The sequence below is a fragment of the Microbacterium sp. UBA1097 genome, assembly GCF_002313585.1.
Lineage (GTDB): Bacteria > Actinomycetota > Actinomycetes > Actinomycetales > Microbacteriaceae > Microbacterium.
Genome location: NZ_DCBW01000005.1, coordinates 129,296 through 155,336 on the forward strand (window position 1 = coordinate 129,296; position 26,041 = coordinate 155,336).

At 67.6% G+C, this 26,041-nt stretch carries 25 protein-coding genes and 1 pseudogene; 3 read left to right on the top strand and 23 right to left on the bottom strand.

Annotated elements, in window-relative coordinates:
- From B4F19_RS01020 to B4F19_RS01045, 6 genes are all read right to left on the bottom strand, one after another.
- The coding region (locus B4F19_RS01020) for an aldo/keto reductase (protein WP_292732311.1) at nucleotides 1-218 on the bottom strand (218 nt) is incomplete at its 3' end.
- Entirely contained in the window at nucleotides 215-1,171 is a 957-nt protein-coding gene (locus tag B4F19_RS01025) for a Gfo/Idh/MocA family oxidoreductase (protein WP_292732313.1), read from the bottom strand. The genes B4F19_RS01025 and B4F19_RS01020, both read right to left, overlap by 4 nt.
- Nucleotides 1,172-1,251: 80 nt before the next feature.
- Nucleotides 1,252-2,610 (bottom strand): protocatechuate 4,5-dioxygenase subunit alpha/beta, encoded by a 1,359-nt coding sequence (locus B4F19_RS01030; protein ID WP_228179408.1) that lies wholly within the window; start codon nucleotides 2,608-2,610, stop codon nucleotides 1,252-1,254.
- 2 nt (nucleotides 2,611-2,612) lie between these two features.
- On the bottom strand, nucleotides 2,613-3,548 hold the full coding sequence (locus tag B4F19_RS01035) for an amidohydrolase family protein (RefSeq protein ID WP_292732315.1): 936 nt from the start codon (nucleotides 3,546-3,548) through the stop codon (nucleotides 2,613-2,615).
- A 2-nt stretch (nucleotides 3,549-3,550) separates the two neighbouring features.
- Complete coding sequence (ligK, locus tag B4F19_RS01040) at nucleotides 3,551-4,243, bottom strand: 4-carboxy-4-hydroxy-2-oxoadipate aldolase/oxaloacetate decarboxylase (protein WP_228179410.1); 693 nt, start codon at nucleotides 4,241-4,243, stop codon at nucleotides 3,551-3,553.
- 10 nt (nucleotides 4,244-4,253) lie between these two features.
- Nucleotides 4,254-5,282: an amidohydrolase family protein gene (locus B4F19_RS01045; protein WP_228179411.1), complete on the bottom strand. Its 1,029-nt coding sequence runs from the start codon at nucleotides 5,280-5,282 to the stop codon at nucleotides 4,254-4,256.
- A 133-nt stretch (nucleotides 5,283-5,415) separates the two neighbouring features.
- Between B4F19_RS01045 and B4F19_RS01050 the strand changes: the two genes are divergently transcribed.
- Entirely contained in the window at nucleotides 5,416-6,321 is a 906-nt protein-coding gene (locus B4F19_RS01050) for a LysR family transcriptional regulator (RefSeq protein WP_292732318.1), read from the top strand.
- A gap of 87 nt (nucleotides 6,322-6,408) precedes the next feature.
- On the opposite strand, the gene B4F19_RS01055 is transcribed toward B4F19_RS01050, so the two are convergent.
- The 6 genes from B4F19_RS01055 to B4F19_RS01080 all read right to left on the bottom strand — a co-directional run bounded on the left by B4F19_RS01055 (nucleotide 6,409) and on the right by B4F19_RS01080 (nucleotide 11,046).
- Nucleotides 6,409-7,062, bottom strand: coding sequence for a hypothetical protein (locus B4F19_RS01055; protein WP_292732320.1), 654 nt, complete (start codon nucleotides 7,060-7,062; stop codon nucleotides 6,409-6,411).
- A 55-nt stretch (nucleotides 7,063-7,117) separates the two neighbouring features.
- Nucleotides 7,118-7,861, bottom strand: a complete 744-nt coding sequence (locus B4F19_RS01060; protein ID WP_228179414.1) for an alpha/beta fold hydrolase — start codon at nucleotides 7,859-7,861, stop codon at nucleotides 7,118-7,120.
- A 49-nt stretch (nucleotides 7,862-7,910) separates the two neighbouring features.
- Nucleotides 7,911-8,351, bottom strand: a complete 441-nt coding sequence (locus tag B4F19_RS01065; RefSeq protein ID WP_228179415.1) for a TA system VapC family ribonuclease toxin — start codon at nucleotides 8,349-8,351, stop codon at nucleotides 7,911-7,913.
- Nucleotides 8,348-8,575 carry a hypothetical protein gene (locus tag B4F19_RS01070; protein WP_228179416.1) on the bottom strand — a complete coding sequence of 76 codons (228 nt, stop codon included), beginning with the start codon at nucleotides 8,573-8,575 and terminating at the stop codon, nucleotides 8,348-8,350. The genes B4F19_RS01065 and B4F19_RS01070 overlap by 4 nt, the downstream gene beginning before the upstream one ends.
- A 31-nt stretch (nucleotides 8,576-8,606) precedes the next feature.
- Nucleotides 8,607-9,896, bottom strand: coding sequence for a hemolysin family protein (locus tag B4F19_RS01075; RefSeq protein WP_228179417.1), 1,290 nt, complete (start codon nucleotides 9,894-9,896; stop codon nucleotides 8,607-8,609).
- 94 nt (nucleotides 9,897-9,990) lie between these two features.
- Complete coding sequence (locus B4F19_RS01080) at nucleotides 9,991-11,046, bottom strand: TerC family protein (RefSeq protein WP_292732323.1); 1,056 nt, start codon at nucleotides 11,044-11,046, stop codon at nucleotides 9,991-9,993.
- Nucleotides 11,047-11,289: 243 nt separating this feature from the next.
- Between B4F19_RS01080 and B4F19_RS01085 the strand changes: the two genes are divergently transcribed.
- The gene (locus B4F19_RS01085; RefSeq protein WP_292732325.1) at nucleotides 11,290-11,742 is read left to right on the top strand and encodes a formate/nitrite transporter family protein; all 453 of its coding nucleotides are present in this window, start codon (nucleotides 11,290-11,292) and stop codon (nucleotides 11,740-11,742) included.
- Between the two features lie 153 nt (nucleotides 11,743-11,895).
- Here B4F19_RS01085 and B4F19_RS01090 read toward each other — a convergent pair whose 3' ends face one another.
- From B4F19_RS01090 to B4F19_RS01110, 5 genes are all read right to left on the bottom strand, one after another.
- Nucleotides 11,896-14,079, bottom strand: a complete 2,184-nt coding sequence (locus B4F19_RS01090) for a heavy metal translocating P-type ATPase (protein WP_374198036.1) — start codon at nucleotides 14,077-14,079, stop codon at nucleotides 11,896-11,898.
- A 40-nt stretch (nucleotides 14,080-14,119) separates the two neighbouring features.
- Nucleotides 14,120-16,393 (bottom strand): heavy metal translocating P-type ATPase, encoded by a 2,274-nt coding sequence (locus B4F19_RS01095; RefSeq protein ID WP_292732327.1) that lies wholly within the window; start codon nucleotides 16,391-16,393, stop codon nucleotides 14,120-14,122.
- Nucleotides 16,390-16,719, bottom strand: a complete 330-nt coding sequence (locus tag B4F19_RS01100) for a heavy-metal-associated domain-containing protein (RefSeq protein ID WP_228179439.1) — start codon at nucleotides 16,717-16,719, stop codon at nucleotides 16,390-16,392. The genes B4F19_RS01095 and B4F19_RS01100 overlap by 4 nt, the downstream gene beginning before the upstream one ends.
- A gap of 32 nt (nucleotides 16,720-16,751) precedes the next feature.
- Entirely contained in the window at nucleotides 16,752-17,033 is a 282-nt protein-coding gene (locus B4F19_RS01105; RefSeq protein ID WP_228179440.1) for a metal-sensitive transcriptional regulator, read from the bottom strand.
- A 386-nt stretch (nucleotides 17,034-17,419) separates the two neighbouring features.
- A complete protein-coding gene (locus B4F19_RS01110) occupies nucleotides 17,420-17,752 on the bottom strand; it encodes an ArsR/SmtB family transcription factor (RefSeq protein ID WP_045246029.1) in 333 nt (110 codons plus the stop codon).
- A gap of 78 nt (nucleotides 17,753-17,830) precedes the next feature.
- Between B4F19_RS01110 and B4F19_RS01115 the strand changes: the two genes are divergently transcribed.
- Nucleotides 17,831-19,867 carry a heavy metal translocating P-type ATPase gene (locus tag B4F19_RS01115; RefSeq protein WP_292732329.1) on the top strand — a complete coding sequence of 679 codons (2,037 nt, stop codon included), beginning with the start codon at nucleotides 17,831-17,833 and terminating at the stop codon, nucleotides 19,865-19,867.
- A gap of 39 nt (nucleotides 19,868-19,906) precedes the next feature.
- On the opposite strand, the gene B4F19_RS01120 is transcribed toward B4F19_RS01115, so the two are convergent.
- The 6 genes and pseudogenes from B4F19_RS01120 to B4F19_RS01145 all read right to left on the bottom strand — a co-directional run.
- Nucleotides 19,907-20,302, bottom strand: a complete 396-nt coding sequence (locus B4F19_RS01120; RefSeq protein ID WP_045246023.1) for a DUF4307 domain-containing protein — start codon at nucleotides 20,300-20,302, stop codon at nucleotides 19,907-19,909.
- Between the two features lie 10 nt (nucleotides 20,303-20,312).
- Complete coding sequence (locus B4F19_RS01125) at nucleotides 20,313-22,292, bottom strand: cytochrome c oxidase assembly protein (protein WP_045246025.1); 1,980 nt, start codon at nucleotides 22,290-22,292, stop codon at nucleotides 20,313-20,315.
- Between the two features lie 129 nt (nucleotides 22,293-22,421).
- Complete coding sequence (ccsB, locus tag B4F19_RS01130) at nucleotides 22,422-23,438, bottom strand: c-type cytochrome biogenesis protein CcsB (protein ID WP_045246027.1); 1,017 nt, start codon at nucleotides 23,436-23,438, stop codon at nucleotides 22,422-22,424.
- A 77-nt stretch (nucleotides 23,439-23,515) separates the two neighbouring features.
- On the bottom strand, nucleotides 23,516-24,394 hold the full coding sequence (locus B4F19_RS01135; RefSeq protein ID WP_236966997.1) for a M23 family metallopeptidase: 879 nt from the start codon (nucleotides 24,392-24,394) through the stop codon (nucleotides 23,516-23,518).
- Between the two features lie 21 nt (nucleotides 24,395-24,415).
- Nucleotides 24,416-25,822 carry a M23 family metallopeptidase gene (locus tag B4F19_RS01140; protein ID WP_048809230.1) on the bottom strand — a complete coding sequence of 469 codons (1,407 nt, stop codon included), beginning with the start codon at nucleotides 25,820-25,822 and terminating at the stop codon, nucleotides 24,416-24,418.
- A pseudogene (locus tag B4F19_RS01145) lies at nucleotides 25,819-26,041 on the bottom strand (apolipoprotein N-acyltransferase); the annotation flags it as partial. The gene B4F19_RS01140 and the pseudogene B4F19_RS01145, both read right to left, overlap by 4 nt.

Here is a 26,041-nt window from a genome sequence, read left to right on the forward strand (position 1 = left end):
CCCTTGCTGGCAAGGATGATCTCGTCCCGTCGGCCCGCAATGGCCTTGCCGACGAGTTCTTCGTTGCGGCCGCCCCCGTACAGGGTCGCGGTGTCGAAGAACGTGACGCCTTCATCGAGCGCGGTCTGCAACAACCGCAGGCCCTCCTCGGGCTGCGGCGCCACCCCGTACGCGTGACTGAGTGACATGCATCCGAGCCCGTACCGGGGCAGGTTCATGCGAGCTGCTCCTCCAGCATCCCGAGAACGCGGTAGCAGTCGAAGACCTGCCGCACTGACGAGTTGGGTTCGCGTCCCTCGCGGATCGCGGCCACGAACTCGCGGTCCTGCAGTTCGATGCCGTTCATGCTGACCGCGACCTGCGACACGTCGATCGGCTCTTCCTTGCCGTTCACGAGGTCGTCGTAGCGGGCGATGTAGGTGCCGGTGTCGCCGATGTAGCGGAAGAACGTGCCGAACGGTCCCTCGTTGTTGAACGAGAGCGAGAGGGTGCAGATCGCGCCGGTCTCAGCTTTGAGCTGGATCGACATGTCCATCGCGATCCCGAGCTCCGGGTGGATGGGACCCTGAATCGCATTGGCCTGGACGATGCGCCCCGCCTGGTAGGCGAACAGGTCGACGGTGTGGGCGGCGTGGTGCCACAGCAGGTGGTCGGTCCACGACCGCGGCTCGCCCTTCGCGTTCGTGTTGGTGCGACGGAAGAAGTAGGTCTGCACATCCATCTGCTGGATGTGGAACTGGTCGCTCTGGATGCGCTGGTGGATCCACTGGTGCGACGGATTGAACCGGCGGGTGTGTCCCACCATGGTGACGCGATCGGATGCCTCGGCGGCGGCGAGGGTGGCTTCGGCATCCGCAAGTGAATCGGCCAGCGGAATCTCGACCTGCACGTGCTTACCTGCGGCGAGCGCTGCCTGCGTCTGCGACGCGTGCATCCCGGTGGGGGTGGCGAGGATGACGGCATCCACGTCATCGCGCTCGAGGACGGCGTCGTAACCGACGACGGCGTTCGCAACCCCGTACCTTTCGGCGACGGCCTGCGTGGCCTCGGGCTTGGTGCCGCTGACGACCGTCACCTCTGCGTCGGGGATGTTGGCCAGGCCGTCGAGGTGCTTCATGCCGAAGGCGCCTGCCGCGCCGACAACGGCGATTCGGACCTTGTCACTGCTCATTCGGTGTCCTCCTTCGAACGTGGTGCGCTCCGTGGGGATCGCGCGATCGATCCCCACGGAGCGGGTCTATGGTCAGCCTGTCAGGCCGTTGCGCCGACGGGAACCTTCTCTTCTTCGACCTCGGCGTCGGCCGTGGGGGCTGCGACGGGGTTGGTGATGACGAGGTGACCGACAGCCGTGTTCGAGGCGGGTACGTGGTAGAACCGGTGGTTCACCTCGGGAGCGCCGCCACCGAACTGGTCGTCCATCGCGCCGCGGGCGATGAGCCACATGACCAGCTCGATGCCTTCCGAACCGGCCTCGTCGACGTAGTCGATGTGCGGCCATTCGGTCAGGCCCAGCGGGTCGGAGATCAGCATGTCGAGGAACGCGTTGTCCCATTCCTGGTTGATGAGCCCGGCGCGCGGGCCCTGGAGCTGGTGGCTCATGCCGCCGGTGCCCCAGATCTGCACGTTCAGCTCGGGGCCGTCCCACTTGTCGATGGCGCGGCGCAGTGCCTTGCCGAGCTCGTAGCAGCGGCGACCCGACGGTACCGGGTACTGCACGACGTTGACCGCGAGCGGGATGACCTTGACCGGCCATTCCTCGACCTGGCCGTACACGAGCGAGAGCGGCACGGTGAGTCCGTGGTCGACGACCATCTCGTTCACGAGGGTCAGGTCGAAGTCATCCTGGATGACCGACTGTGCCAGGTGGGCAGCGAACTCCGGGTAACCCTTGACGTCGGGCACCGGGCGGGGGCCGTAGCCCTCGTCGGCGACGGGGTACTCAGCGCCCGTACCGAGCACGAACGTCGGGATCAGCGAGGAGTCGAAAGCCGTGGCGTGGTCGTTGTAGACCAGGATGACGACGTCTGGCGTGTTCTCCTTGGCCCACTTGCGGGTCCAGGTGTAGCCGTCGAAGACCTTCTTCCAGTACGGCTCTTCGGTCTTGCCGAGGTCCATCGCCGCGCCGATTGCCGGCACGTGAGAGGTGTACAGGGCCGAGGTGAGCTTGGCGGGAGCATCCGGCCGCATCGTCTCGGCCTTCTCGCCGGGCTGCGGCGGCGTCCAGCCATCGAGGTCCTTCATGCGGTTGCCCTCGGGGCGGCGGCCGCCCGAGATCATCATGTCGCGGTAGGCGGCCTCGCTCATGCCGGTCATGGAACCGGCCATCTGCTGGAAGCTCAGACCGTGGGTGGCTCCGAGCTTGGCGAGGAAGTAGATGTTGCCACCCTCTTCCATCGCGGCGTTGAGGTCGAGGTCGAGGATCGCCTGCCGCGCCTTGGGTGTCAGCTGCCATTCGTCGAGGTAGGCCTCACGGTCGGCGAGGTACCGTTCGCGGTTCTCCGGCTTCATGAACGACATGCAGAGCTGGTTGATCTGGTAGCCCTTGCGGGCTTGCTCGGCGTCGAAAATGATCGTGCCGGGAACGTTCTTGTAGGGCTTGTCGAGTGCCATGGTCAGTCTCCTTCTGGCCAGTAGAGTCGCCGCGGGTTGTCGACCAGCAGCTTCTGCTGCAGCTGGGCGGTCGTGGCGATCTGGGGGATGTAATCGACCAGCAAGCCATCATCGGGCATGTGGTCCTTGAGGTTGGGGTGGGGCCAATCTGTTCCCCACAGCACGCGGTCGGGGAATTCCTCGACCACGCGTCGGGCAAACGGCACGACATCGGTGTAGGCGTGCTGTTCACCGTCGAGAGCTCGGGGGCCGGTGATGCTCAGCCGCTCCGGGCACGACACCTTGGTCCACACGTTCGGGTTCTCCCGCATGAAGCGCAGGAAGAGGTCGAACTCGGGACCGTCGGGATCCTTGCTGACGTCGGGCCGGCCCATGTGGTCGACGACGACGTCGGTGGGAATGCTCGAGAAGAACTCGTAGAGGTCTGGTAGGTCCTCGGCCTCGAAGTAGATGACGACGTGCCATCCCAGCGGCGCGATCTTCGCGACGATCTCCTGCAGCGAATCGGTCGGCACACGGTCGACCAGTCGCTTGACGAAGTTGAAGCGCACCCCGCGCACACCGGCAGTGTGCAGGTCGGCGAGGTCGGCATCCGTCACATCGCGGCGCACCGTGGCCACCCCGCGAGCGCGGCCTTCGCTGCGGCGCAGCGCGTCGACGAGAGCGCGGTTGTCGGCGCCGTGGCAGGTGGCCTGCACGATGACGTTCCGGTCGAATCCGAGCTGATCACGCAGCGCGAAGAGCTGGTCGGCTGAGGCGTCGCACGGTGTGTACTTGCGCTCCGGGGCGTACGGGAACTGCTCTCCGGGTCCGAACACGTGGCAGTGCGCGTCGACCGCGCCCTCGGGCACCCGGAATGTCGGCGTCGAGGGACCGTCGTACCAGTCCAGCCATCCGGGGGTCTTCTCGAACCCGCCGCTCGTGTCTCCGTGGGCCATCGTCAGTCCTCCACGTACTCGAGGCCGGCGGCGGCAAGCGGCTCACGCATGCCGTAGATATCCAGGCCCAGCACGCCCTCGCGGAACTTCTGGCGCTTGGACTCTTCGTTGTCTTCGCGCTTCTGGCTGGCATCGGCCACTGCGCCGACGAGCTCGCGAGGCACGACCACGACACCGTCGACATCCGCGACAACGACATCGCCGGGGTGGACCAGGGCGTTCGCGACGACGACATCGACGTTGACCGAGCCGAGGGTCGCCTTGACAGTTCCCTTGGAGTTGATCGCGCGCGAGAAGACCGGGAAGTTCATCTTCTCGAGGTCGGCAACGTCGCGAACGCCGCCGTCGATGACCAGGCCCTTGCACCCCCGAGCGGTGAGGGAGGTGGCCAGGAGCTCGCCGAAGAAGCCGTCTTCACTCTCGGTCGTGCAGCCCGCGACGATCACGTCACCCTCCTGCACCTGCTCGGCAGCAACATGGAACATCCAGTTGTCACCGGGCTGCAGCAGCACTGTCACTGCCGGTCCGCACAGCTTCGCCCCGGTGTAGGCGGGACGGATGTAGGGGCGAAGCAGTCCGACGCGGCCCATCGCCTCATGGATCGTCGCGACACCGAACTGTGACAGGCGCGCGACATCGGCGGGGTCGGGCCGCTCGATCTTCGTGCGGACGATGCCGAGGTTGTTCAGTCGCATGATGGTCCTCTCACTTCCCCTGCGCCGCAAGTGCGCGATCCAGCCGCGGGTAGACCCGGCGGGCGTTGCCCTCGAAGACGAGCTCGCGTTCGGCATCCGTCAGGTTCGGGGTTGCGTCGACGTAGCGCTTGGTGTCGTCGAAGTAGTGGCCGGTGCGCGGGTCGATGTCGCGCACGGCCCCGATCATTTCGCTTGCGAACAGGATGTTCTCGGTCGGGATGACCTCAGTGAGCAGGTTGATGCCCGGCTGGTGGTATACGCAGGTGTCGAAGAACACGTTGTTCAGCAGGTGCTCTTCGAGCTCGGGCTTGCCGAGGGCCATCGCGAGTCCCCGGAACCGGCCCCAGTGGTAGGGGACGGCGCCGCCGCCGTGCGGGATGACGAACTTCAGGTCGGGGAAGTCGCGGAACAGATCCCCCTTGAGCAGCTGCATGAAGGCAGTCGTGTCGGCGCCGAGGTAGTGATCGCCGGTGGTGTGGAACTGCGACTTGCACGAGGTGCTCACATGGATCATCGCGGGGATCTCGTACTCGACGAGCTTCTCGTAGACGGGGTACCAGGAGCGGTCGGTGAGCGCGGGTGCAGTCCACAGGCCACCGGACGGGTCGGGGTTGAGGTTGATCTCGACCGCGCCGAGTTCTTCGACCGCACGCACGAGCTCGGGCACCGACGTCGCCGGATCTTCGCCTGGCGATTGGGGGAGCATCGCGCCCATGATGAAGCGGTCGGGGAAGAGCCCGCTCACCCGCGCGACGAGGTCGTTGCAGATGCGCGCCCAGGTCTGGCTGACCTGAAGGTCGCCGATGTGGTGGGCCATGAAGGATGCCCGCGGGCTGAAGACCGTGAGGTCGGAGCCACGCTCATTCATGAGCTTCAGCTGGTTGGCTTCTATGGTTTCGCGGATGTCGTCGTCGCTGATGTGCAACGCGGCGGGATCGGGGGCTTCGCCCTGGCCGTTCGCGAAGGCAATCTGCAGGTCACGCCACGCTCCGAGCTGGGCCGGTGCGGTGGTGTAGTGGCCGTGGATGTCGATGATCACCGAGTGTCGTCCTTGTCACTGGATTGGCGCTGTCACTGGCGCTGTCGCGAGGGGTGCTTGTTTCGAGAGTAAGTCGGGGCTTCGGTATGGTCCAATAGATTCCGGAGTCCCTCTCCATAGACGGAGTCGATGCATGGCCATCCCGGATCTGAACCAACTGCGCACCTTTGTCGTGCTCTACGAACTGCGCAGCCTCACGGCGACCGCGGAGTTCCTGCATGTCACGCAGCCCACGGTGAGCTACACGCTCGCGCGTCTGAGAGAGCGCTTCGGCGACGATCTGTTCCGGCGCGAGGGGCACGTCATGGTGCCCACGACCCGCGCGACCCAGCTGTTCGGCCCGCTGCACGAAGCACTCGCGCAGATCGAGTCGACGGTGAGCGAGACGGCATCCTTTGATCCGTCGGCATTCACCGGAGAGCTCTCCCTCGGGCTGACCTCGATCGGTGAGCAGACGTTCCTGCCGCCGATCATGGCGGCCCTCGCGCGCGAGCGATCGACCGCGCGCCTCGCGGTGAAGCGGTTGGATGCCGACGAGGTGGAGGAAGAGCTCGTGCGGGGACACCTCGACCTCGCCATCACCGTCGCACTCATGGATGCCGCGCGCCTCTGGCGCACGCCGGTGCGCGCTGTGGAGTACGTGGCGCTCACCTCGCGACGGCATCCGTTACCCCCACCGGGGCCTGAGATGTTCAACGGACGCGGGTTCGTGCGCGTGTCATCCCGCGGCGGCCACACCTACCCGCTGCAGCTGCTGCTCGAGCACGGACTCATGCCGCAGGTCGCGCTGACTGTCGAGGAGTACGGCACGCTCCCGGCGGTGCTGCAAGACACCGATCTGGTGACGTTCTTGCCCCGTCACGTTGCTGAAGTGTTCTGCGGCTGGTTCCCGGCGCTCCGCATCGCGGACCTGCCCTGGCCGGGCCAGAGCACCCCGGTAGCGATCTTCACACGGCGCGAGTCGAGCCTCACACCGGCACAGCGCTGGTTCCGACGGCTCGTCCACGGCGCGGTCGTCGAGCCCGGCACCGAGATCTAGCCCGGCCCTCCGTTCAGTCGCGCCTTGATGCGGGCTCACCCGGCGCAGACCCACACTTAGGCGCGACCGAAAACAAGCCCCTTTGTTTCAGCTGCGCCGGGTGCGGTTCCAGCTCGCTTTGGCGGGTGCGAACGGGCTGCGGACGTGGATCGACCACGTCGAATGTGGGTGAATCGACAGGATCGCCTTCTCCCACCAGGTCCGCGCCTCTTCGGGAAGCGCGGGAAGGATGACGTCCTTGTCGGCTTCGTCGTCGGGGTAGGGCCGCAGTGCCTTCCAGACCAGCTGCACCTCGGGCGCGCCGGTGGGGATGTCATCGATGTCGAGGACTGCCTTCTCCCACGGGAGCTGTAGGCGAGGATCGCGCCGGTAGACCCAGCGGTCGGCGGTTCCGTCTTCGAGGTTGATCTGCAGGACCCAGGCATCCATCGCCGCGTCGAAGATCCAGGCCGACGGAATGTCGGCACCATCGGGCAGGTCGGACCACCGGACGAGCTCGTCGCCGATCCGCGCCCAGCAGCTCATCCCGTCGGGGAGCGAGCCGACGATGTCATCGAGCTGGGTGTACACCGTGCTGATCGTGGTGCGGTCGCGCTCCCGCAGGGGTTCGCCGCGCCACTGGTCATAGGCGCTCCCGCCCGAGAGCCACCAGCGCGCCTCGGTGTCGGCGAGCAGGTCAGCGACGGATGCCGCGTCAAGTCGCGTCCACGGGGTGTCGAGGCTCGGCAGTGAGTCGGTCATGGTCCTATTGTGCTCCGCCACCGCGGCTCCCGCTCAGGAGGGCAGCGACTGCCGCTCAAGAGCGCAAGGACTCGGCGAACCCGCGCACGTGGGCGATCAGTTCGGTCGGCGTCGTGACCATCGGGAAGTGCCCCGTCGCGATCTCGACGACCTGCCATCCGGGCTCTTCGCGCACGAGGCGCCGCACCGGCTCGATCGTCGGATAGGCGGGATCCGTGCAGTCAATGAACAGGCGTGGGACCGCCTCGAGCAAGGCTGCGTCGTAGTCGAGCGGCTGCCGGTACATCCCGAACGGATGCGGCACGTGCCGGCGGTTCAGCCACGCTGCATCCTCGGGAGTGAGGTCGAAGCCTGATTCGGCGTTGGGCGCCGGGAGCGAGTTGTCGTTCTCTGCAGCTGCCGCCAGCCGCGCCGAGGCGACCTCGGGCGAATGGGCAACACCCCACCCGTCTCCGGGGCGCGGGAACATCGCGTCGACGTAGACCAGGCCCGAGAGCACGCCCGGATGCCGCTGCTGGAGTTCGACGGCGGCGCCCGTGATGACCATGCCGCCGTAGCTGTGCCCGACCAGCACGACGTTCTCGAGCTCTTCCATCTCGACCAGGCCGATGACATCGGCGATGTGCGTGTGCAGGTCGATGTCGGGTCGGCGCAGGTGTGCCCGCTCGCCGTCGCCGGTCAGGGTCACGGTGTGGACCTCGAACCCGGCATCCCGCAGCGGCGCCAGCACGCGCCGCCAGACCCAGCCGCCTCCCCAGGCGCCATGGACCAGAACAAGGGTGGGGGCGGATGACGACATGGGCGAACCTCTCAAGACAGTGCCGACGCGACGATGCGGGCGACGGGAGTCAGGGTATCGGGCACAGCACTGCCTTGCCGCCCGGAACCGCGGCCGTCACGAGGCGGGTGTCGAAGGTGGCCAGCAGCGCGTCGTGGGACGCAGCGAGGTGCAGCAGGTAGGTATCCGTTACCTGTGAGCTGGCGAGCAGTCGCTCGGTGTGAATCGACGTGTCGAGCAGGCTCACCGAATCAGCGAGAAAGACGTGGTCCTCTCGCGCGGTCAGGCTCGCGAGGCTCGCGAGCACGACAGGAACCGGCTGAGTGTTCGGATACTTCGGGTGACTGACCACCCGCACGACGCCGTTCTGCACGATCGGGCACGTGTGCCACGCGCCGTCGCCGTCCCGCACCACTCGCGCGGCGAACCAGGCGTGCGCGCGTTCGTGATGGACGTGCAACGGGTCGATCAGAGCGATGATCGCGTTGACGTCCAGCAGATGGCGCGTCACTGGTTGTCATCTCGCAGTGCGTTGACATCGTCAAGGGTCGCGCGACCCGCCGCAGGCGTGGTCGGCAGCAGAACGATGCCGTTGCGCTTGTCGAAGCGCCGGCGTTCGGTCAAAGTGGCGCGAGCGAGCTGCGAAACCGCCTCTCCGAGCGTGATTCCCCGGGCGTCGGCGAACTGCTTCGCCGCGGCGAGAACGTCGTCGTCGATCGTGAGGGTCGTCCGCATGCATCAAGCATCACGCATCACGCATCCGTCGTCAACGCACTTGCCCAGCTTCATCCTCGGCGCGGGCAAGAAGTCGGACCGTCGCAATCCTGCGTCGATCCAGCGACGTGACCTGCAGTGTCGCGCCAGGGATGTCGACGGTGTCGCCGACGACGGCGAGGCGGCCGAGCTGCTCGATGACATATCCGGCGATCGTGTCTGAGCTTCCGCGAGGCAACTCGATTCCGGTGCGCTCCTCGAACTCCTGAAGGTTCAACCGGCCGTCGATCGTGTCGCTTCCGACCACCACGGTCTCGGCGGTGTCGTACTCGTCGAAGATCTCACCCACGACCTCTTCGACAAGGTCTTCCAAAGTCACGATGCCGTCGGTTCCGCCGTACTCGTCGACGACGACCGCGATGTGGTGCCCGCGGGCACGCAGGCTCGTGAGTGTCGGCAGGACTCGAGCGGTAGCGGGTACGTACGGGATGTCGCGCACGAGACGCGCAACGGGCTTACCGGCGTCGTCGCTGGCGGCATCGAACAGGTCGCGCACGTGCACGAAGCCGACGATGTCGTCGATGGAGGTGTCGGCGACGGGGTAGCGGGAGTAGGGCAGGTCGCGGATGCGCTCCACGGCCTCAGCCACCGTGATGCCGTCATCCAGAGCCACGACCTCGGGTCGCGGCCGCATGACCTCACTCACCTGCCGGCCACGTAACGACAGCACGTCATCCAGGATGCGGCGCTCATCCTCGGGCAGGCCTTGATGGGACGTGACGATGTCACGGATCTCCTCATCGCTGAGCTCGTCGGCTGTCTTGTTCGGGTCGCCGCCGAGAAGCCGCACCAGCGCGTTCGTCGACACCGACAGCAGCCAGATGACCGGTCGCATCAGCACCGCGAACCCGTCGAGCACGGGAGCGACGGCATAGGCGAACTGTGCGTTGCGCTGGATCGCGAGGCGCTTGGGAACGAGTTCCCCGAGCACGAGCGAGAGGTATGCGATCACCAGCGTCAGCCCGATCGTCGCCATGGTCGCCGCGACCGGCTCCGCAAGACCAAGACGGGTAAGCAGCGGCGTCACCGAGGGGGCGATGGATGCCGCGCCATACGCGGCCGAGGCGAAGCCGGCGACCGTCACGCCGATCTGGACCGCGGAGAGGAACGTGTTCGGGTTCCGTGCGAGCGCGGCGACCTTCGCGCCGCGGCGCCCGCGTGCGGCGATCGCGTTGAGCTGGCTCTCGCGCAGAGTTACAAGCGCCATCTCGGTCGCGGCGAACACGCCGCCGATGAGCACGAACACCACGACCAGGGCGATGTTCCACCACAGGTCGGCCATCAGCGGGTCACCCCGTCGCGCGCGGTCCTGTTCTTGCCGCCCAGGGTCACCCGGGCGCCGGGTCTATCGCCGAGCGCGTCGGTGCCGGATGCGTTCACGAGCGGTCCCGGGCGTCGCTGCGCGCCTCGGAGATCGCGTCGGCTGCGGCATCCGCATCGTCCGCCTTCTCGGCGATAGCGCTGGCGCGACGGTCCTTGCGGGTCTTCGCGAGGCTCGCGACCGTGGCCACAGCGATCGTGCCCGCGATGAACAGGAGCGAGACCCAGATCGGGATCTCGGGGATCACCGTGATCGGCTCGCCGCCGTTCAGGAACGGCAACTCGTTCTTGTGCAGGGCGTGGATGAGGAGCTTGACCCCGATAAAGGCGAGGATGACCGCGAGTCCCTGCGCGAGGTAAACGAGGCGTTCCAGGAGACCTCCGATGAGGAAGTAGAGCTGACGCAGACCCATCAGGGCAAAGGCGTTCGCGGTGAAGACGATGTAGGCCTCTTGCGTGAGCCCATAGATCGCGGGAATCGAGTCGACGGCGAAGATGAGGTCGATGAACCCGATGGCGATGATGACGAGCAGCATCGGGGTGACGAAGCGGCGTCCGTCTTTCTTCACCGTCAGCCTGTCGCCGTTGTACTCGTTGCTCACGGGCAGGATGCGTCGCATGAAGCGCATGAACCGGCCATTGGCTGGGTCGGACTCACCGTGGGTGAACGCTTGGCGGTAGGCCAGGTACAGGAGCAGCGCGCCGAAGACCCAGAAGATCCACGAGAAGTTCTCGATGAGCGCGGCGCCCACCGCGATGAAGATCCCGCGCATGATGAGCGCGATGACGATGCCGATCATCAGCACTTTCTGCTGGTAGATCTTCGGCACCGCAAACCCCGTCATGACGATGAGGAAGACGAACAGGTTATCGACTGACAGAGCCTTCTCGGTGAGGTAGCCGGCGAAGTACTCGCCGCCGAAGTCCCACCCCGAGACGAGCCCGATTCCGACGCCGAACAGCAGCGCGAGGCCGATGTAGAAGGCCGACCATCGGGCGGATTCGCCCAGGGTCGGCTCGTGGGGCTTGCGGACGTGCGCGTAGAACTCGTACACGAAGAACGCGATCGTGACCGCGATCGTGATGAGCCAGAGCGTCAGGGTGACGTTCACAAGGGACTCCTGCCTTGGCGTTGATGATCAGATCTACGCCAAGGTCTTCTCCATCCCCGTTGCTGAGAACCGGTGACCCGGGACGCGAGAGCGTCCGTAATGACGAGCCGACCGTGGTGGAGTACTCCCCTTGGTTACGCGCGACGATACCGGAATCGCAGTTCCTGTTTCTGGGAAGGGGCTGGGAGCTGGGGTTTTCGACGTAGCCGCCCCGATGGCGCTCCCGGCTGCGAGGATGGCACGATGAGCGATTCGCGCGAAGCACGGGCAGAGCAGCGGCGCCAGGACGGCCCCAATGACGAGGCCGTCGAGGAAGAGATCGAGATCGAGTTTGAAGAGGTCGTCGGCGAGGGTGCCGAGCGGCTCCACCGTACGCTTCGCGCGACTCTGGTCACGGGCTTTCTGGGCGGTGTCGAAGTCGGCATCGGGGTGCTGGTCTACCTCGGCATCCTGTACCAGACGGGTGATCAGCTTCTCGCGGGCCTCGGATTCAGCATCGGTCTGATCGCGCTCCTGCTCGCCCACAGCGAGCTGTTCACCGAGAACTTCCTGCTGCCGATCGCCGCGCTCGTGGCGCGGGAAGGCACATGGCTCGACCTGGCCAAGCTCTGGGGAGGCACGCTGCTATCCAATCTGTCGTGGCAGAAGCGGTGGCGGTGGTCTGATGACTGGTGTCGGTGGCGGTGTGGGTGTTGAGGGAATGCATGGCCAGCAGGCCCACGATGATCGCGCCGGTGACTGCGACGAGCAGCAGGAGGGTGCGAGCCATGGAGCGGCCGGTGTGGACCCGGTCCGTCAGTGCGATCAGCGACATGTCACCTCCCTCCCTTACACGCTACGTCAGACCGGTCAGCGACGGATGACCGCGTCGGGGCTGAGATCCAACCGGCGCAGCAGCTGAGCGTTGAGAGCGACGACGATCGTGGACAGCGACATGAGGATCGCGCCCACCGACATCGGCAGCACGAACCCGATCGGGGCGAGGATGCCGGCGGCCAGCGGCACCGAAATGAGGTTGTACCCGGCAGCCCACCACAAGTTCTGCTTCATCTTCCGGTAGCTCGCGCGGGACAGCTCGATCACCGACAGCACCGAGCGGGGGTCATCGCTCGCGAGGATGACGCCGGCCGACGCGATCGCCACGTCCGTGCCGGCACCGATGGCGATACCGACATCCGCCTGCGCGAGAGCGGGCGCGTCATTCACACCGTCGCCGACCATCGCGACCTTCCGGCCCTCATCCTGCAGCTGCTTCACCTTGGACGCCTTGTCCTCCGGCCGCACACCCGCGAAGAACCGGTCGATGCCAAGTTCAGCGGCCACGGACGCGGCGACGGCCTCGGCGTCGCCGGTGATCATCACGACCTGCACGTTTCGGGCGTGCAGTGCGTCGATCGCCTGCCGGGACTCGGGACGGATCTCATCGGCCAATCGGAGCGCGCCGGCGACCTTCCCATCAACGAGGACGTGCAGGATGATCGCACCCTCCTCCCGCCAGGCGTCCGCGATCGGCAGCTCCTGGCCACCGGTCTGCTCGAGCAGGTACGGTCCGCCCACCTGCACCACCTGGCCGTCGACGGTCGCGCGGACACCGACCGCGGGTGAGGACTCGAAGTCCGTCGACCTGGGCACGGACAGGTCCTTCTCCCGCGCGGCGGTGACGATGGCACGGGCCAGCGGATGCTCGGAATCAGACTCCGCAGCGGCCGCGAGAGCCATCAGCCGGTCCGCATCCATCCCGTCGACCGGTTCCACCGCGGTGACGGCGGGAGCGCCCTTGGTGAGAGTGCCGGTCTTGTCGAACAACACCGTGTTCACGGTGCGCATACTCTCCAACGCCAGACGGTCCTTGATCAACACCCCGCCCCGGGCAGCGCGCTCGGTGGCGATGGACACCACCAGCGGGATCGCCAGACCCAGGGCGTGCGGGCAGGCGATCACCAGAACCGTGATAGTGCGAATCACCGCGTCATCGGGGAGCCCGACTACCGTCCACACGACCGCGGTGATGGCCGCGGCGATCAGCGCGAACCAGAACAGCCACCCGGCGGCACGGTCGGCGAGACGCTGCGCTTTCGAGGACGAGTTCTGCGCCTCGGTAACCAGGCGTTGGATGCCGGCGAGGGCAGTGTCCTCCCCCACCGCACTGATCTCGACACGGATTCCGGAGTCGGTGGCGACGGTGCCGGCCACGACCGCGTCCCCATCGCTCCGGCGGACCGGCTTGGATTCGCCGGTGATCATCGACTCGTCCATGCTCGCCGAACCCTGCACCACCCGACCGTCAGCCGGAACCCGCCCACCAGGGCGGACCACTACAACGTCACCGACCTGCAGATCCGCGGGCGCGACGGTGACAGTGGTGTCCCCGTCGACCTTCTCCGCCTCGTCGGGGAGGAGCGCGGCGAGGGAGTCCAGTGCCGAGGTGGTCTGCGCGAGCGACCGCATCTCGATCCAGTGCCCAAGGAGCATGATGACGATCAGCAGCGCCAGCTCCCACCAGAAGTCCAGCTCGTGATCCAGCAGCCCGAGACTCGCCCCCCATGACGCGACGAACGCGACGGTGATCGCCAGCCCGATCAGCAGCATCATGCCGGGCTTACGGGCACGCAGTTCGCTGACCGCGCCGGTCAGGAACGGGGCACCACCCCACACATACATGACGGTGCCGAGAACCGGGGAGATCCACCCCACCAACGCTGCGTCGGGGAGGGAATAGCCGAGCAGCATCGAGAACATGCCCGAGAACGCCACCACCGGGACGGCGAGGATCAGGTTGATCCAGAACAATCGACGGAACCGTGCGACATGGTCCGCGCCGTGCCCGGCATGCCCACCATGAGCACCGTGCTGCATCCCCGCGTGCGCGCCGCCGTGTCCCTCATCAGGGCTGTTCTGCGTGGTGTGGTGTGCGTGCGGGTTGTCGACGGTGTCGGATTCGGCGACGGTCTCGCGCAGCTCCTGCGCAGTGTCATCACCGCCGGCGCCGGTAGCCGTGGGGTGGTGGTGTGCGTGGTGATCGTGCTGGCTCATGATGAGCGTCCTTCCACTGTTCACATCCAGCAGATGCAGGTCAGACCCGGGCGGAAACGCGGGCCGGTTCAGGGGTAGCGGTCGTCGAGCTCGCCGGGATGGTGCGGAACCCGCGCAGGCGCAGACTGTTCGTGACGACGAACACCGAGGACAAGGCCATCGCGGCCGCGGCAACCAGCGGGTTCAGCAACCCGGCCATCGCGACCGGGATCGCGGCGACGTTGTACGCGAACGCCCAAAACAGGTTGCCCTTGATCGTCCCCAGGGTGCGGCGTGCCAACCGGATCGCGTCAGCGACGACCAGCAGGTCACCCGAGACCACGGTGATATCGCTCGCAGCGATCGCGGCATCCGTTCCCCCGCCCATCGCGAGACCGAGGTCAGCGGCAGCGAGAGCAGCGGCGTCGTTGACCCCGTCACCGACCATCGCCACCACACGCCCGTCGCCCTGTAGCTGGCGGACCACGTCGAGCTTCCCGGCCGGGGTTACCCCGGCGTGCACCTGGTCGATGCCGACCTGTCGAGCGATCTCCCGTGCAGCGCCATCGTTGTCGCCGGTGAGCAGCACCGGTGTCATACCCAACGCCCGGAACCGGGCGACCGCCTCCGCGCTGGTGGGTTTGACTGTGTCGGCGACCGCGATGATGCCCAGGTGGGTGCCGTCACGACCGATGGCGACGACGGTCGCTCCCGCGGTTTGCAGCTCGTCGGCGTCGTGCTGCAGCTGCGCGGTGGGGTGAATGCTCCACTGTTCCTGCAGCCAGGACGGACGGCCGGCGACGACGAGAGAGCCTGCGACGATGCCCTGCACCCCGAATCCGGCGTGGGAATCGAACGTCTCCGCCGGCGGGACGGGGACGCTTTCGGCGACGATCGCGCGAGCAACGGGATGCTCCGACCCGAACTCCACCGCCGCGGCCGCGGCCAGCAGCTGCTCCCGGGTGACTCCGGGTGCGGGGTGGACGGCTGTGACGGCCATGGTGCCGGTGGTGACGGTGCCGGTCTTGTCCAGCACGATCGTGTCGACCGTGCGGGTTTGCTCCAGTACCTGCGGTCCCCGGATGAGGATTCCCATCTGAGAACCACGGCCGGTGCCCACAAGCAGCGCGGTGGGGGTGGCGAGCCCGAGCGCGCACGGGCACGCGATGATGAGCGTCGCGACCGCGGCGGTGAACGCCAACTCCAGCGATCCCCCGACCAGCAGCCAGCCGACGAACGCCGCGATGGCGAGCAGGATCACGATGGGCACGAAGATCCCGGACACCCGGTCCGCGAGACGCTGCACGCGGGCTTTGCCGGTCTGCGCCTCCTCCATCAGCCGCCGCATCCGCGACAGTTCGGTGTCCGCGCCGACACGGGTGATCTCCACCGTGAGCCGGCCGCCGACGTTGACCGTCGCACCCACCACACGGGAACCCGCACCGACCTCAACCGGGGCGGATTCGCCGGTGAGCATGCTCGCGTCGATCGCCGAGGACCCGTCGACGACGAGTCCATCGGAGGGGATCTTCTCCCCCGGCCGCACCAGAACGGCATCCCCCACCATCAGCTGGCTGACCGGGACTCGCTGTTCCACACCATCGACGAGCTTGACGGCGTCTTTCGCTCCCAGCTCCAGCAAAGCGCGCAGCGCCTCAGAGGACGACTTGCGGGCGCGGGCCTCGGCGTACCGGCCCGCGAGGATGAACACCGTCACCAACGCGGCGACCTCGAGGTAGATCTCATGCCCGCCCGCCCGCGGGGTGCCGATGAGAGTAAACGTCATCGTCATCCCGGGCATACCGGCGCCACCAAAGAACAGGGCATACAGCGACCAGCCGAACGCGGCAATCACCCCGACGCTAATGAGCGTGTCCATCGTGGCGGCACCGTGACGGGCGTTAACCGCCGCAGCACGGTGAAACGGCCACGCGCCCCACACCGCCACCGGGGCGGTGAGGGTGAGCGCCAGCCACTGCCAGAACTCGAACTGCAGCGCGGGAATCATCGACAGCACCGCGACCGGCACCGACAAAGCGGCGCTGATCAGCAGACGCTGCCGCAGCGAAACCAGATCGCGGTCCACCGGCGCACCGGGTTCACCCGCAGCCTCGACGACCGTCGGCGCAGGAAGCGCCGCTTGGTAGCCGGCGGATTCGATCGCCGCGATCAATGTGGCCGAATCGACGTCCTCACCGCGCACGCGAGCCTTCTCGGTGGCGTAGTTGACGGTCGCTTCCACACCCGGCAGCTTGTTGAGCTTCCGCTCGATCCGCGTCGCACACGACGCGCAGGTCATCCCGGCGATGTCGAGCTCGACATCGACCATGCTCATGACGGGCTGCCGGCCACGGCGTAGCCAGCCTCCTCCACCGCCGCCTCCACGGCAGCAGCAGGGATCGCCGTCGAGCTGCGGATCGTCACCCGCGACGCGCCGCCCGCGTTCAGGTCCACCGACACACCCTCGACCCCGTCGATCGCGGACAACTCCTCGGTCACGCTCGACACGCAGTGCGAGCAGGTCATCCCCGTCACCAGCACGTCAGCCGTCACGGCCGCCGTGGCCGCATCCGCGGTCTCGGGGGTTGATGCGGTCGCGCAGCAGGCGCAACCAGCGCCGGTGTCCTTCAAGCCCAGGTCGTTGCGGTTCTCGGTGTTCATCATCGTCTCCTCGTCGTGAGTGGGCAGGTGGGTCAGGAACGGACCAGACGGGCGATCGCCTCGTTGGCTTCGCGGATCTTCTCGTCCGCAACGGCACCACCCTCGGCGCTGGCTTCGGCAACACAGTGCGAAAGATGGTCACCCAACAAAGACAGCGCGACGGACTCAAGGGCCTTCGTGGCCGCCGAGACCTGCGTGAGGATGTCGATGCAGTACTTGTCCTCCTCGACCATCCGCGCGATCCCACGAACCTGACCCTCCACGCGACGCAGCCGCTTCAGAAGGTCATCCTTGCTCGCCGTGTAACCATTCATGGCAAGTACCATACCCCCCTACCGTATGTAGAGCAAGCGATTCGATTCACGGACTCACCCAGAAACCTTCAGTGACTTGGGGGACGGAGATCGCCGGGCAAATGCGGTGAAGCGACAGCAGGCAGCACCGCACGGATTGGTCAGTGGCTGTAGGTTCCCGCTCGAGATGGCGAGGAATGCCGCGATTCCACGGTAGTTGGCTGGGGTTTCGGGTTCAGGATTCCGCGAGTAGTGGCGGATTCTTACAAGAGCTCATGGCCGTCGCGGCGATCGGCTACACACCATGCAGCGTGTCCGAACCGGCAGCGACGCGCTCTCCCCGGCCGCAGCAGCGCCCCCCGACGTGAACGGGAATACTCTCGTCAATCGGGGAGCTCCGGCAGGCGTCATCCTCCGCCGGGCAGATGCTCGAGGTGCCCGATGGCCTCCTCGAGCAGTTCGGAGACGTGGTCGTCGAAGAGCGAGTAGTGGATGTGCCGGCCGTCGCGCGTGCCAAGGACCAGGCTCAGATGCCGCAGCAGCCGCAAATGGTTCGATGTGGTCGTCTGTCCGATGTGCAGCTGTTCGCTGAGGTCGGTCACGGTGCTCGGCTGAACACTCAGCGCGCTCAGAATGCGCAGCCGCACAGGTGACGCCAGTGCCTGCATGATCTCGGCGAGACGCTCAGCATCCGCTACGGACAGGGTGCCTGCTTCCCGACGCGTCTCAGTACCGGCCATGCTCACCATTGTGCCCTCCGATCACGATAATCATTCACAACTACAATATATCATGATCTTGTGATGTATCCTGGTCGCATGACTGCTTCTTCCCCGACGACTACCGCGCCCGCTGCGGAGACGCACGACCATTCCCACGGTTCGGCCCGGTGGGAGCTGTGGTTCGCGATCGCCGCGGGCGTGACCTACGCCGGCGGGATGATCGCCGAGTTCGCGTTGGGGCTGCCGATGGTCGGGTGGCCGTTGGTGTTCTTCCTCGCCACCTACTTCTTCGGTGGGTTCTTCACGTTCCGCACCGCGATCGCCTCGACGATGCGAGGGAAGTTCGAGGTCGACTTCCTCATGCTGGTGGCCGCGATCGGCGCCGCCCTCATCGGCCGGTGGGCGGAAGGGGCGGTGCTGCTGTTCCTGTTCAGCCTCGGCCACGCGCTCGAGGAATACGCCCTCAGCCGTGCCAGCAAGTCCATCGAGTCCCTGGCCGAGCTCGCTCCCCGCAGCGCCCTGGTGCGCCGCGGCGGGGACGAGCCGGTGGAGGTGCCGGTGGAGGAGATCGTCGTCGGGGACATCGTCGTCATCCGCCCGAACTCCCGCATTCCCTCAGACGGGTTCGTGATCTCCGGGGTGTCCGCGGTGGATCAGTCCGCGGTCACCGGGGAGTCGATTCCGGTGGAGAAGGAGCCGGTGGCCGACCCGGAGCGGGCGATGCGCACCGTCGACACCCTGCCCGCCGCCAACCGTGTGTTCGCCGGCACCGTGAACGGGTCCGGCGTGCTCGAGGTCGAGGTCACCGCGACCTCCGCGGACTCGACGCTCAGCAAGGTCGTCAAGCTCGTCCGCTCCGCCGACCAGGCCGCCTCCCCCACACAGCAGTTCATCGACCGGTTCCAGCGTTGGTACGTGCCCGCCGTGATCCTCGGGGTCGCCGTCACCCTCCTGATCTCCTGGCTCGCGTTCGCGCAACCGTTCCCCGACGCGTTCTACCTCGCCATGACCGTGCTCGTCGCCGCCAGCCCCTGCGCGCTCGCGATCGCAACCCCGGCCGCGGTGCTGGCAGGGGTCGCCCGTGCTGCGCGTGCCGGGGTGCTCGTCAAGGGCGGCGCCCCGCTCGAGACGCTCGGGCGGGTCAAGGCGATGGCGTTCGACAAGACCGGCACCCTGACCTGGGGTGCCCCCCGGGTGACGTCCGTCACCCCCGCCGCCGACGTGCCCGAGTCCGAGCTGATCCGCACTCTGGTCGCTGTCGAAGCGCTCAGCGATCACCCGCTGGCCGAGGCGATCGTCCGCGACCTCGAGCCCCGCGTCCCCCAGGCCGAGCGCCTCACCGCGACAGACCTGAACGCGGTCGTCGGGCGTGGCGTCACGGCGACGATCGACGGCGAGCGGGTCGACGTCGGCAACCTGCGCATGTTCGACGAGCAGCAACTCGCGCTGACCGGCACGCTCTCCGACGCGTACACGCAGGCGCGGGACTCCGGGCAGACGCTGATGATCATCCGCCGTGGCGACCGGTTCCTCGGCATCGTCGGCGTGATGGATGCGTCCCGCGCGGAGTCCGCCCAGGTGCTCAGCGCGCTCCGGGGCGCGAACGTGGGGCAGCTCGTGATGATCTCCGGCGACAACCAGCGCGTCGCCGACGCGGTCGGCCGGGAAGTCGGCGTCGACACCGCGATCGGCGAACTGCTCCCCGAGGACAAAGTCGCTCAGATCACCCGCCTCGCCGAAACCCACCGACCGATCGCGATGGTCGGCGACGGCGTCAACGACGCCCCCGCGATGGCCCGCGCCGACGTCGGCATCGCGATGGGCGCCGCCGGCTCCACCGTCGCGTTGGAAACCTGCGACATCGCGCTGATGAGCGACGACCTCGGCCGCGTCCCGTTCGCCGTGCGGCTCAGCCGCGCCACCAGCCGCATCATCCGGCAGAACCTCATCGCCAGCCTCGCGATCGTCGCGTTCCTCATCCTCGCCACCTTCCTCGGCCTGAACATCGGCGCGGTCGTACTCATCCACGAAGGCTCCACCCTGATCGTCGTCGGCAACGCACTCCGCCTGCTCAACTTCGAGCGCGGCAAAGAGCACCACGGCATCGACCACGAAGACAGGCCCACCGCTTGAGAGACTCAGCCGGCGCAGGCGACGGCCTCCCTTGCGCGGCTATGTGGCCCAGCAGGATTGCACGGTGCCGGTCGTTGCCTGCGCGACGGTCGGGATGGTCTCCACGAGTGCTCGTGTGATCTCCTCGGACGCGGGGTACTCGATGACCCGCCAACCGACGATGCCGAAGTCCTCATCCAATGCCTGCACCGCGCATGCGAACGACGTCCCAGCGGGTGGCGTGGCTTGGAAGGATACGGTCACGGTGCGCGCATCGACCAGCTCGTATCCGGTCTCGTCGAATCCGACGTCGTCGAGCGAGTTCGAGACAGTCAGCCACGAAAGCCCGGCGACAGACAGGATTGCCGCCGTCGCGACGGTGACCCAGAACACGCGGCGGCGGATGGGCCGCGGTCCCCGACCGTAGCGGTCGGCGAGCTCCTCTTTCGTCGTCACGTAGTGCGCCCTATCTGCGGCTGCGAGCATCGCGGTCGGCGAGCTCGGTGAGGCGTGCGTTGTAGGCCTCGAGCTCGGCTTCGCCGGTGCGGTCGGCGTGCCGGTCTCGCCGCTTGGTCTCGCGGTCGTCGCTGCGACTCCACTGAATCGCGACCGTGATCGCGAGGATCAGGGTGGGGATCTCACCGATCGACCACGCGATACCGCCGCCGGTGTACTGATCCTCGAGCGGTGTGACACCCCAGGTGCGACCCATCGACCCGAACCAGTCGGCGACCATCAGCCCCGACTGCATCATGATGGCGATGCCGAAGAACGCGTGCATCGCCATCACACCGATGAGCAGCAGCAGCCTGCCGGCGTAGGGAAGCCGCCACGGCACCGGGTCGATGCCGATCAGGGAGAGCGCGAACAGGTAGCCGGTGATGAGGAAGTGCGCGATCATCCACTGGTGGCCGAGGTGGTCGTACAGCGACCAGCGGAACAGGTCGGTGTAATAGAACACCCACAGTGAGCCGATGAACAGGGCGGCCGCGACGAACGGGTTCGTCAGGATGCGGGCGACGGGCGAATGCACCGCCCACAGGATCCACTCCCGCCCGCCGCGGGTGCCGTCGTCGCGTTTGCGGATCGCCCGGGCGGCGAGGGTCACCGGGGCGCCGGCGACCAGCAGCACCGGGATCGCCATCGTGAGCAGCATGTGCCCCACCATGTGCATGCTGAACAGGTAGTCCTGGTAGACGTTGACGACGCCGCCGGTGACCCAGACCAGCAGCACCATGCCGGCGACCCACATGATCGTGCGATACACAGGCCACGCGTCGCCGCGCCGGCGCAGCCGCCACACCCCGGCGAGATAGAAGAAGATCGCGAACCCGGCGAGCACCGCCCACAACATGTCCACGTTCCACGCGGTGACCCACCGTTCGATCGTGAGCTCCGGGGGCAGCGGGGCACCGGTGAGGCGTTCTGCCGGCGAGGGGATCTCGGGAAGCGGGGCCGGGTTCGGTGGCGGAGTGCGGGCCAGCGCTGCGGCGGCGCCGCTGGCCACACCCATCAGTGCCAGCTCGAACGCGATGAGCATCCAGAAAGGGCGGGATGCCGCGTCGGAGCTGCGCATCCTGCCGATCAGGCGGGTGCGGTACCACGCCCCGAAGAGGCCGAGGCCGACGAGCGCGACGACCTTGATGCCCAAGATCGCGCCATAGGGCGAGAGCAGATCGGACCACTCCTGCAGGCCGATGGCGGCGCGCACCGTGCCGGACACGGCGACGAGCACGAACGCGGCCAGAGCGATGCTCGAGTAGCGGGCGACGAGATCGGGGATGCGGCGACGGTCGAGGGCTGGACGGACGGCGATGAGCAGCAGGAGCCCGCCGAGCCACACCGCGGCGCCGATGATGTGCAGGATGAGCGCCATCATCGCCTCGTGGTGGAAGGCGTCATCGCCGGAGTGCCCCTGCGTGCCCATCGGCACGAGCGAGGCCACCGCCACCAGGGCGACCAGAAGCGTCCCGACCCAGGACCGCACGGCGAATGTCAGGACGGTGAGGGCGGCGCCGGCGACCGTCGTGATCAGCCATGTCCTGCCGACCTCGAGCTCGACGAGGAACCGGCCGAGCTGGGCACCGAACTGGGGGCCTGCGTCGATGGCCGGGTTGAACACGCTGAGAAGCGTGAGGAACCCGGTCGCGCCCGCGGCCACGGTGAACAGGGCTGCAGAGATCGACGCGGTATCGAGGGCGACGTCGAACTCGCGCTCACCGGCCCGCAGCGTGAACAAGGCGGTCACGAGCACACCGACCATGCCCGCGGCGGCGAGATTCACGACCAGTTTCGTGACCGGAAGCCCCCAGCGCACAACAGGGCCGGCGTCGCCGAGTGGGATCTGCGCAGCACCCCCACCGAACCACAACGCCCCGACCAAGGCGATGAGTGCGACCCCGCCGAGGATCGCAGGCCCTGCGACCCGCAAGACGCGAGGAGTCAATCCTGTCGCGGTCGGAGTGACCGCTGTCCGCGTTCAGTGGCATCCGCACCCGTGGTGGCGGGAATCGAGAGTATCGGGGTCATGTGCGTGCTTTCGGCTCGGGCAAGAGGGCGGGGCAGGGGTGCGGGGTCATGTGAGCCCGGAGTAGGAGTGGAGGCCCTGGAAGAACATGTTCACGATCGTGAAGTTGAACAGCACCGCGACGAACCCGATGATGGACAGCCAGGCGGAGCGGGTGCCGCGCCAGCCGCGGGTCGCGCGGGCGTGGATGTAGCCGGCGTAGAGCACCCAGATCACGAACGTCCACACCTCCTTGACATCGAAGCCCCAGTAGCGACCCCAGGAGTCGTTGGCCCAGATCGCGCCGGCGATCAGGGTGAACGTCCAGAACACGAACCCCACGATCGCGAACCGGTACGCGAGGGACTCGAGCACGTCGGCGGCGGGCAGAGTGCGCAGAAACCCAAGACCGTCGGCGCGGGCAGTGTCCGAGGATGCTCGGGTGCGGCGCTCCCGGCGGGCCTGCAGGAGCTGGGTGATGGAGATGCCGCAGGCGATCGCGAACAGGGCGGTGGCCAGGGACGCGACGAAGACGTGGATGACCAGCCACACGCTCTTGAGCGGATCCATCAGCGGAACGACCTCGACGTAGAACGAGACCGTCGCGCCACCCAGCAGCAGCACCACCATGCCGATCAGGAACGCACCGAGGAAGCGGAGGTCGTAGCGGCGCAGCACCAGCAGGTAGACGGCCACGATCAAGACCGTGCCGGTCAGCGCGAACTCGTACATGTTCGCCCACGGCACCCGCTCCGCGGCGATGCCGCGCAGGATGGTGCCGGCCAGGTGGAACAGGAACGCGAGGACCGTCAGCGACGTCCCGATCCGCGCCCACAGCAGCCGTTGACGCTGCGCGGGCGGCGTGCGAACACTGTCCACCGACCCACTCTGGGCGTTGTCCGTCTGCTGGCCCGCCCGTGCGGTAGCGCCGGCCAGGACCGGCTCCCGCTGCGGGACGCTGGCGGGGACGGAGCGCCCGGCCAGGTCGATGGTGTACGCGATGAACGCGAGCAGGTAGGTGGCGATCGCCGTCCACACCAGCAGCAGTGAGATGCCGTCGAGGGAGAGCGCGTCGGTTCCGGTCATGGCAGGGTCGTCCTCTTCGTCGTTGCGGTCAGGGGGTGCCCGCGAGCGGGGTGGCGCGGTAGATCCGTGCACATCGGTCAGCCCGCGTTCGCTTCCAGCCAGGCCAGCGAGTCCACGGCGGTTCCGTCGAGGTAGACCTCGAAGTGCAGATGGTTCGCGGTGGAGCGTCCCGTGCTGCCGACGAGTCCGACCAGCTGCCCGGCCGTGACGGTCTGCCCGGCGGCGACCTGCCGGCTTCCGGTCTGCATGTGCGGGTACACCGTGCTCACCTGTTGCCCGTTCAGCACGGACTCCACCACCACGGTCACCCCGTATCCGCCGTAGCTGTCCTGCGAGATCCGCACGACGCCGTCGACGGACGCGTAGACGGGGGTTCCGCCGGCAGCGACCATGTCGGTGCCCATATGCGCGCCGCCTCGAGCACCGAAGCGGTCGGTCACGGTGAACGGACCGCCCACCGGCCACCGCACGGCTCCACTGCCTTGGGGCACGATGCTGTAGTCGAAGGGCACCGAGGCGACTTGTGCGGAGGCGCGGGCACGTTCTGCGGCTGCTTCTGCCGCCTTCTTCTGGTCGATCTCCGCCTGGGTGGTGGCCGAGTAGCTCTCCCGTGTGAGCTGCGTCCCAGTCGCGTCGGAGGCGACGATCAAGGATTGCGCGTCCTCGGACGCGACTTGCTGCAGTGTCGGGATCTCGAGGTCCGCCGGCTGCCAGGCGGCATACGCGGGGAGGGCGAAGGTGGCGATCAGGCCGGTGACCACCGTCAGGACCGCCAGGGAGCGCACTGGGCGCAGCGCGATTACCCGACCACGGGCGGACGTTTCTGCGGGCGGGCGCCGTGGGGGGCGGGTGGTGATGCTGGTGACTGGCGGGGTTGCGGCGCGGCGGAGGCTGCGGCGCGTGGGGGGCGTCTGGGGCTGGTCGCCGCCGCCGGGTGGGGTGGTCTGGTCAGTCATGATGTCCTGGTTCGTTTCGGATCAGATGGACACGCCGCGGTCGGCGAGGAAGGGGATGGGGTTGACCGGGGAGCCGTTCACGTAGGCCTCGAAGTGCAGGTTGCAGCCGAACGCGTTGCCGGTGTTGCCTTCGCTGCCGATCAGGTCGCCGGCGTTCACGCGTTGGCCGTATCCGACGTAGAAGCCGCCGGGGCGGATGTGGGCGTATCCGGTGCCGATCCCGCCGCCGTGGTCGATCTTGATGTAGTTGCCGTAGCCGCCGTTGTACCCGGCGTAGACGACGGTGCCGGCCGCGGCGGCGTAGATCCCCGCGCCGCATCCGCCGCTGAGGTCGACGCCGTAGTGGTAGCTGGTCGAGCAGTACCCGTTGCCACACTGGGAGCTGCGCGGCCCGAACCCCGAGGTGCGGTGCCCGGAGGTCGGCCGTGCCCACCCGGAGCTGACCACACCCCCACCAGCACCTCCCGAGGCGGCGAGCCGTTCCGCTTCGGCGCGCTCCGCCGCTCGCCGCTGCTCCTCGGCGATGCGGGCAGCCTCCACCCCGGCCTGATAGTCGGCGATGGTCTTCGCGGTGGTGTCCTCGAGGGCGGCGAGCTGGGCCTGCAGCTCGCCGAGGTGGAGGGTCTGCGCGTCCAGCGCGGCCTGCGCAGCATCGGCGGCCTGCTGCGACTCGAGCATCTTCTGCTCGGCGACCTGCTGCAGCCGGTCGCGCTCATCCCGGGCCACCACCGCCTGATCGGTCAGGCTCTGCGCGGCATCGCGGGCGGTGAGCGCCGCAGCGTAGACGGCCTGGTTGCGTTCCAGCAGCTTGTCCATCACGCCCAGCCGGGACAGGAGATCGTCCGCGGTCGCGGCCGACCCGGAGAGGAACAGCTCGAGGGAGGTGGTGTCGCCCCCGTCGCGGTACAGCTGCGCGGCGATGCGGCCGGCCTTGTTCGCCGCGTCGGTCGCGTTCTGCGCTTCCAGGTCGGCTTGGGACTGCAACGTGTCGGCGCGGATGGATGCGTCGAAGTACTCCTGCTGGGCGGTGTAGAACGCGCCGGCGGCCTGCTCGGCGGCGGTGCGGGTGCGCGCCACCTCGCCGGTCAGGCTTTGGATGAGGCCCTGGATCCGCTGCACCTCGGCAGCTTTGGTGGCCTCGTTCGCTTTCGCGGCCTGCACGTCCTCCCAGGACGGATAGGTCGCCGCGAACGCTGCCGGCAACAGCGGGCCGGCGACCAGGACGGCTGCCGCGCTCAATGTTCCCGCCGTCAGCAGAGTGCGCCGGCTCACCCCGGCCCGGAATGCGCGGCTCTCCGCGGGCGTGGGCGCGCACCCACACTCCTCCGCCGTCAGGTCACCAGGAAGGGTGAGATCGCTGCCCGTCGCCAGCGTTCGCAGCGACCAGGCCAGTCGACCTCCGGCAGGCCTCATCCGTGGCGTGTTCATGGGTGCCTCCCCGGATCAGTCGAACGATCTGCGGCGGCCGCACGCGTGCGGGCACGGTGGGAGAACCCCGCCGCGGTGAGAGCGCCGGCGGCAGCAAGGACGATGAGAGCGGTGAGCCAGGGACCGAGGATCACCGCCGGGGTGAGTCCGGTGCGCAGCGGGACGGTGGTGATCGACGCGTCAACGGTGTCGACGCCGATGCTGTCGACGGTGGTGCCG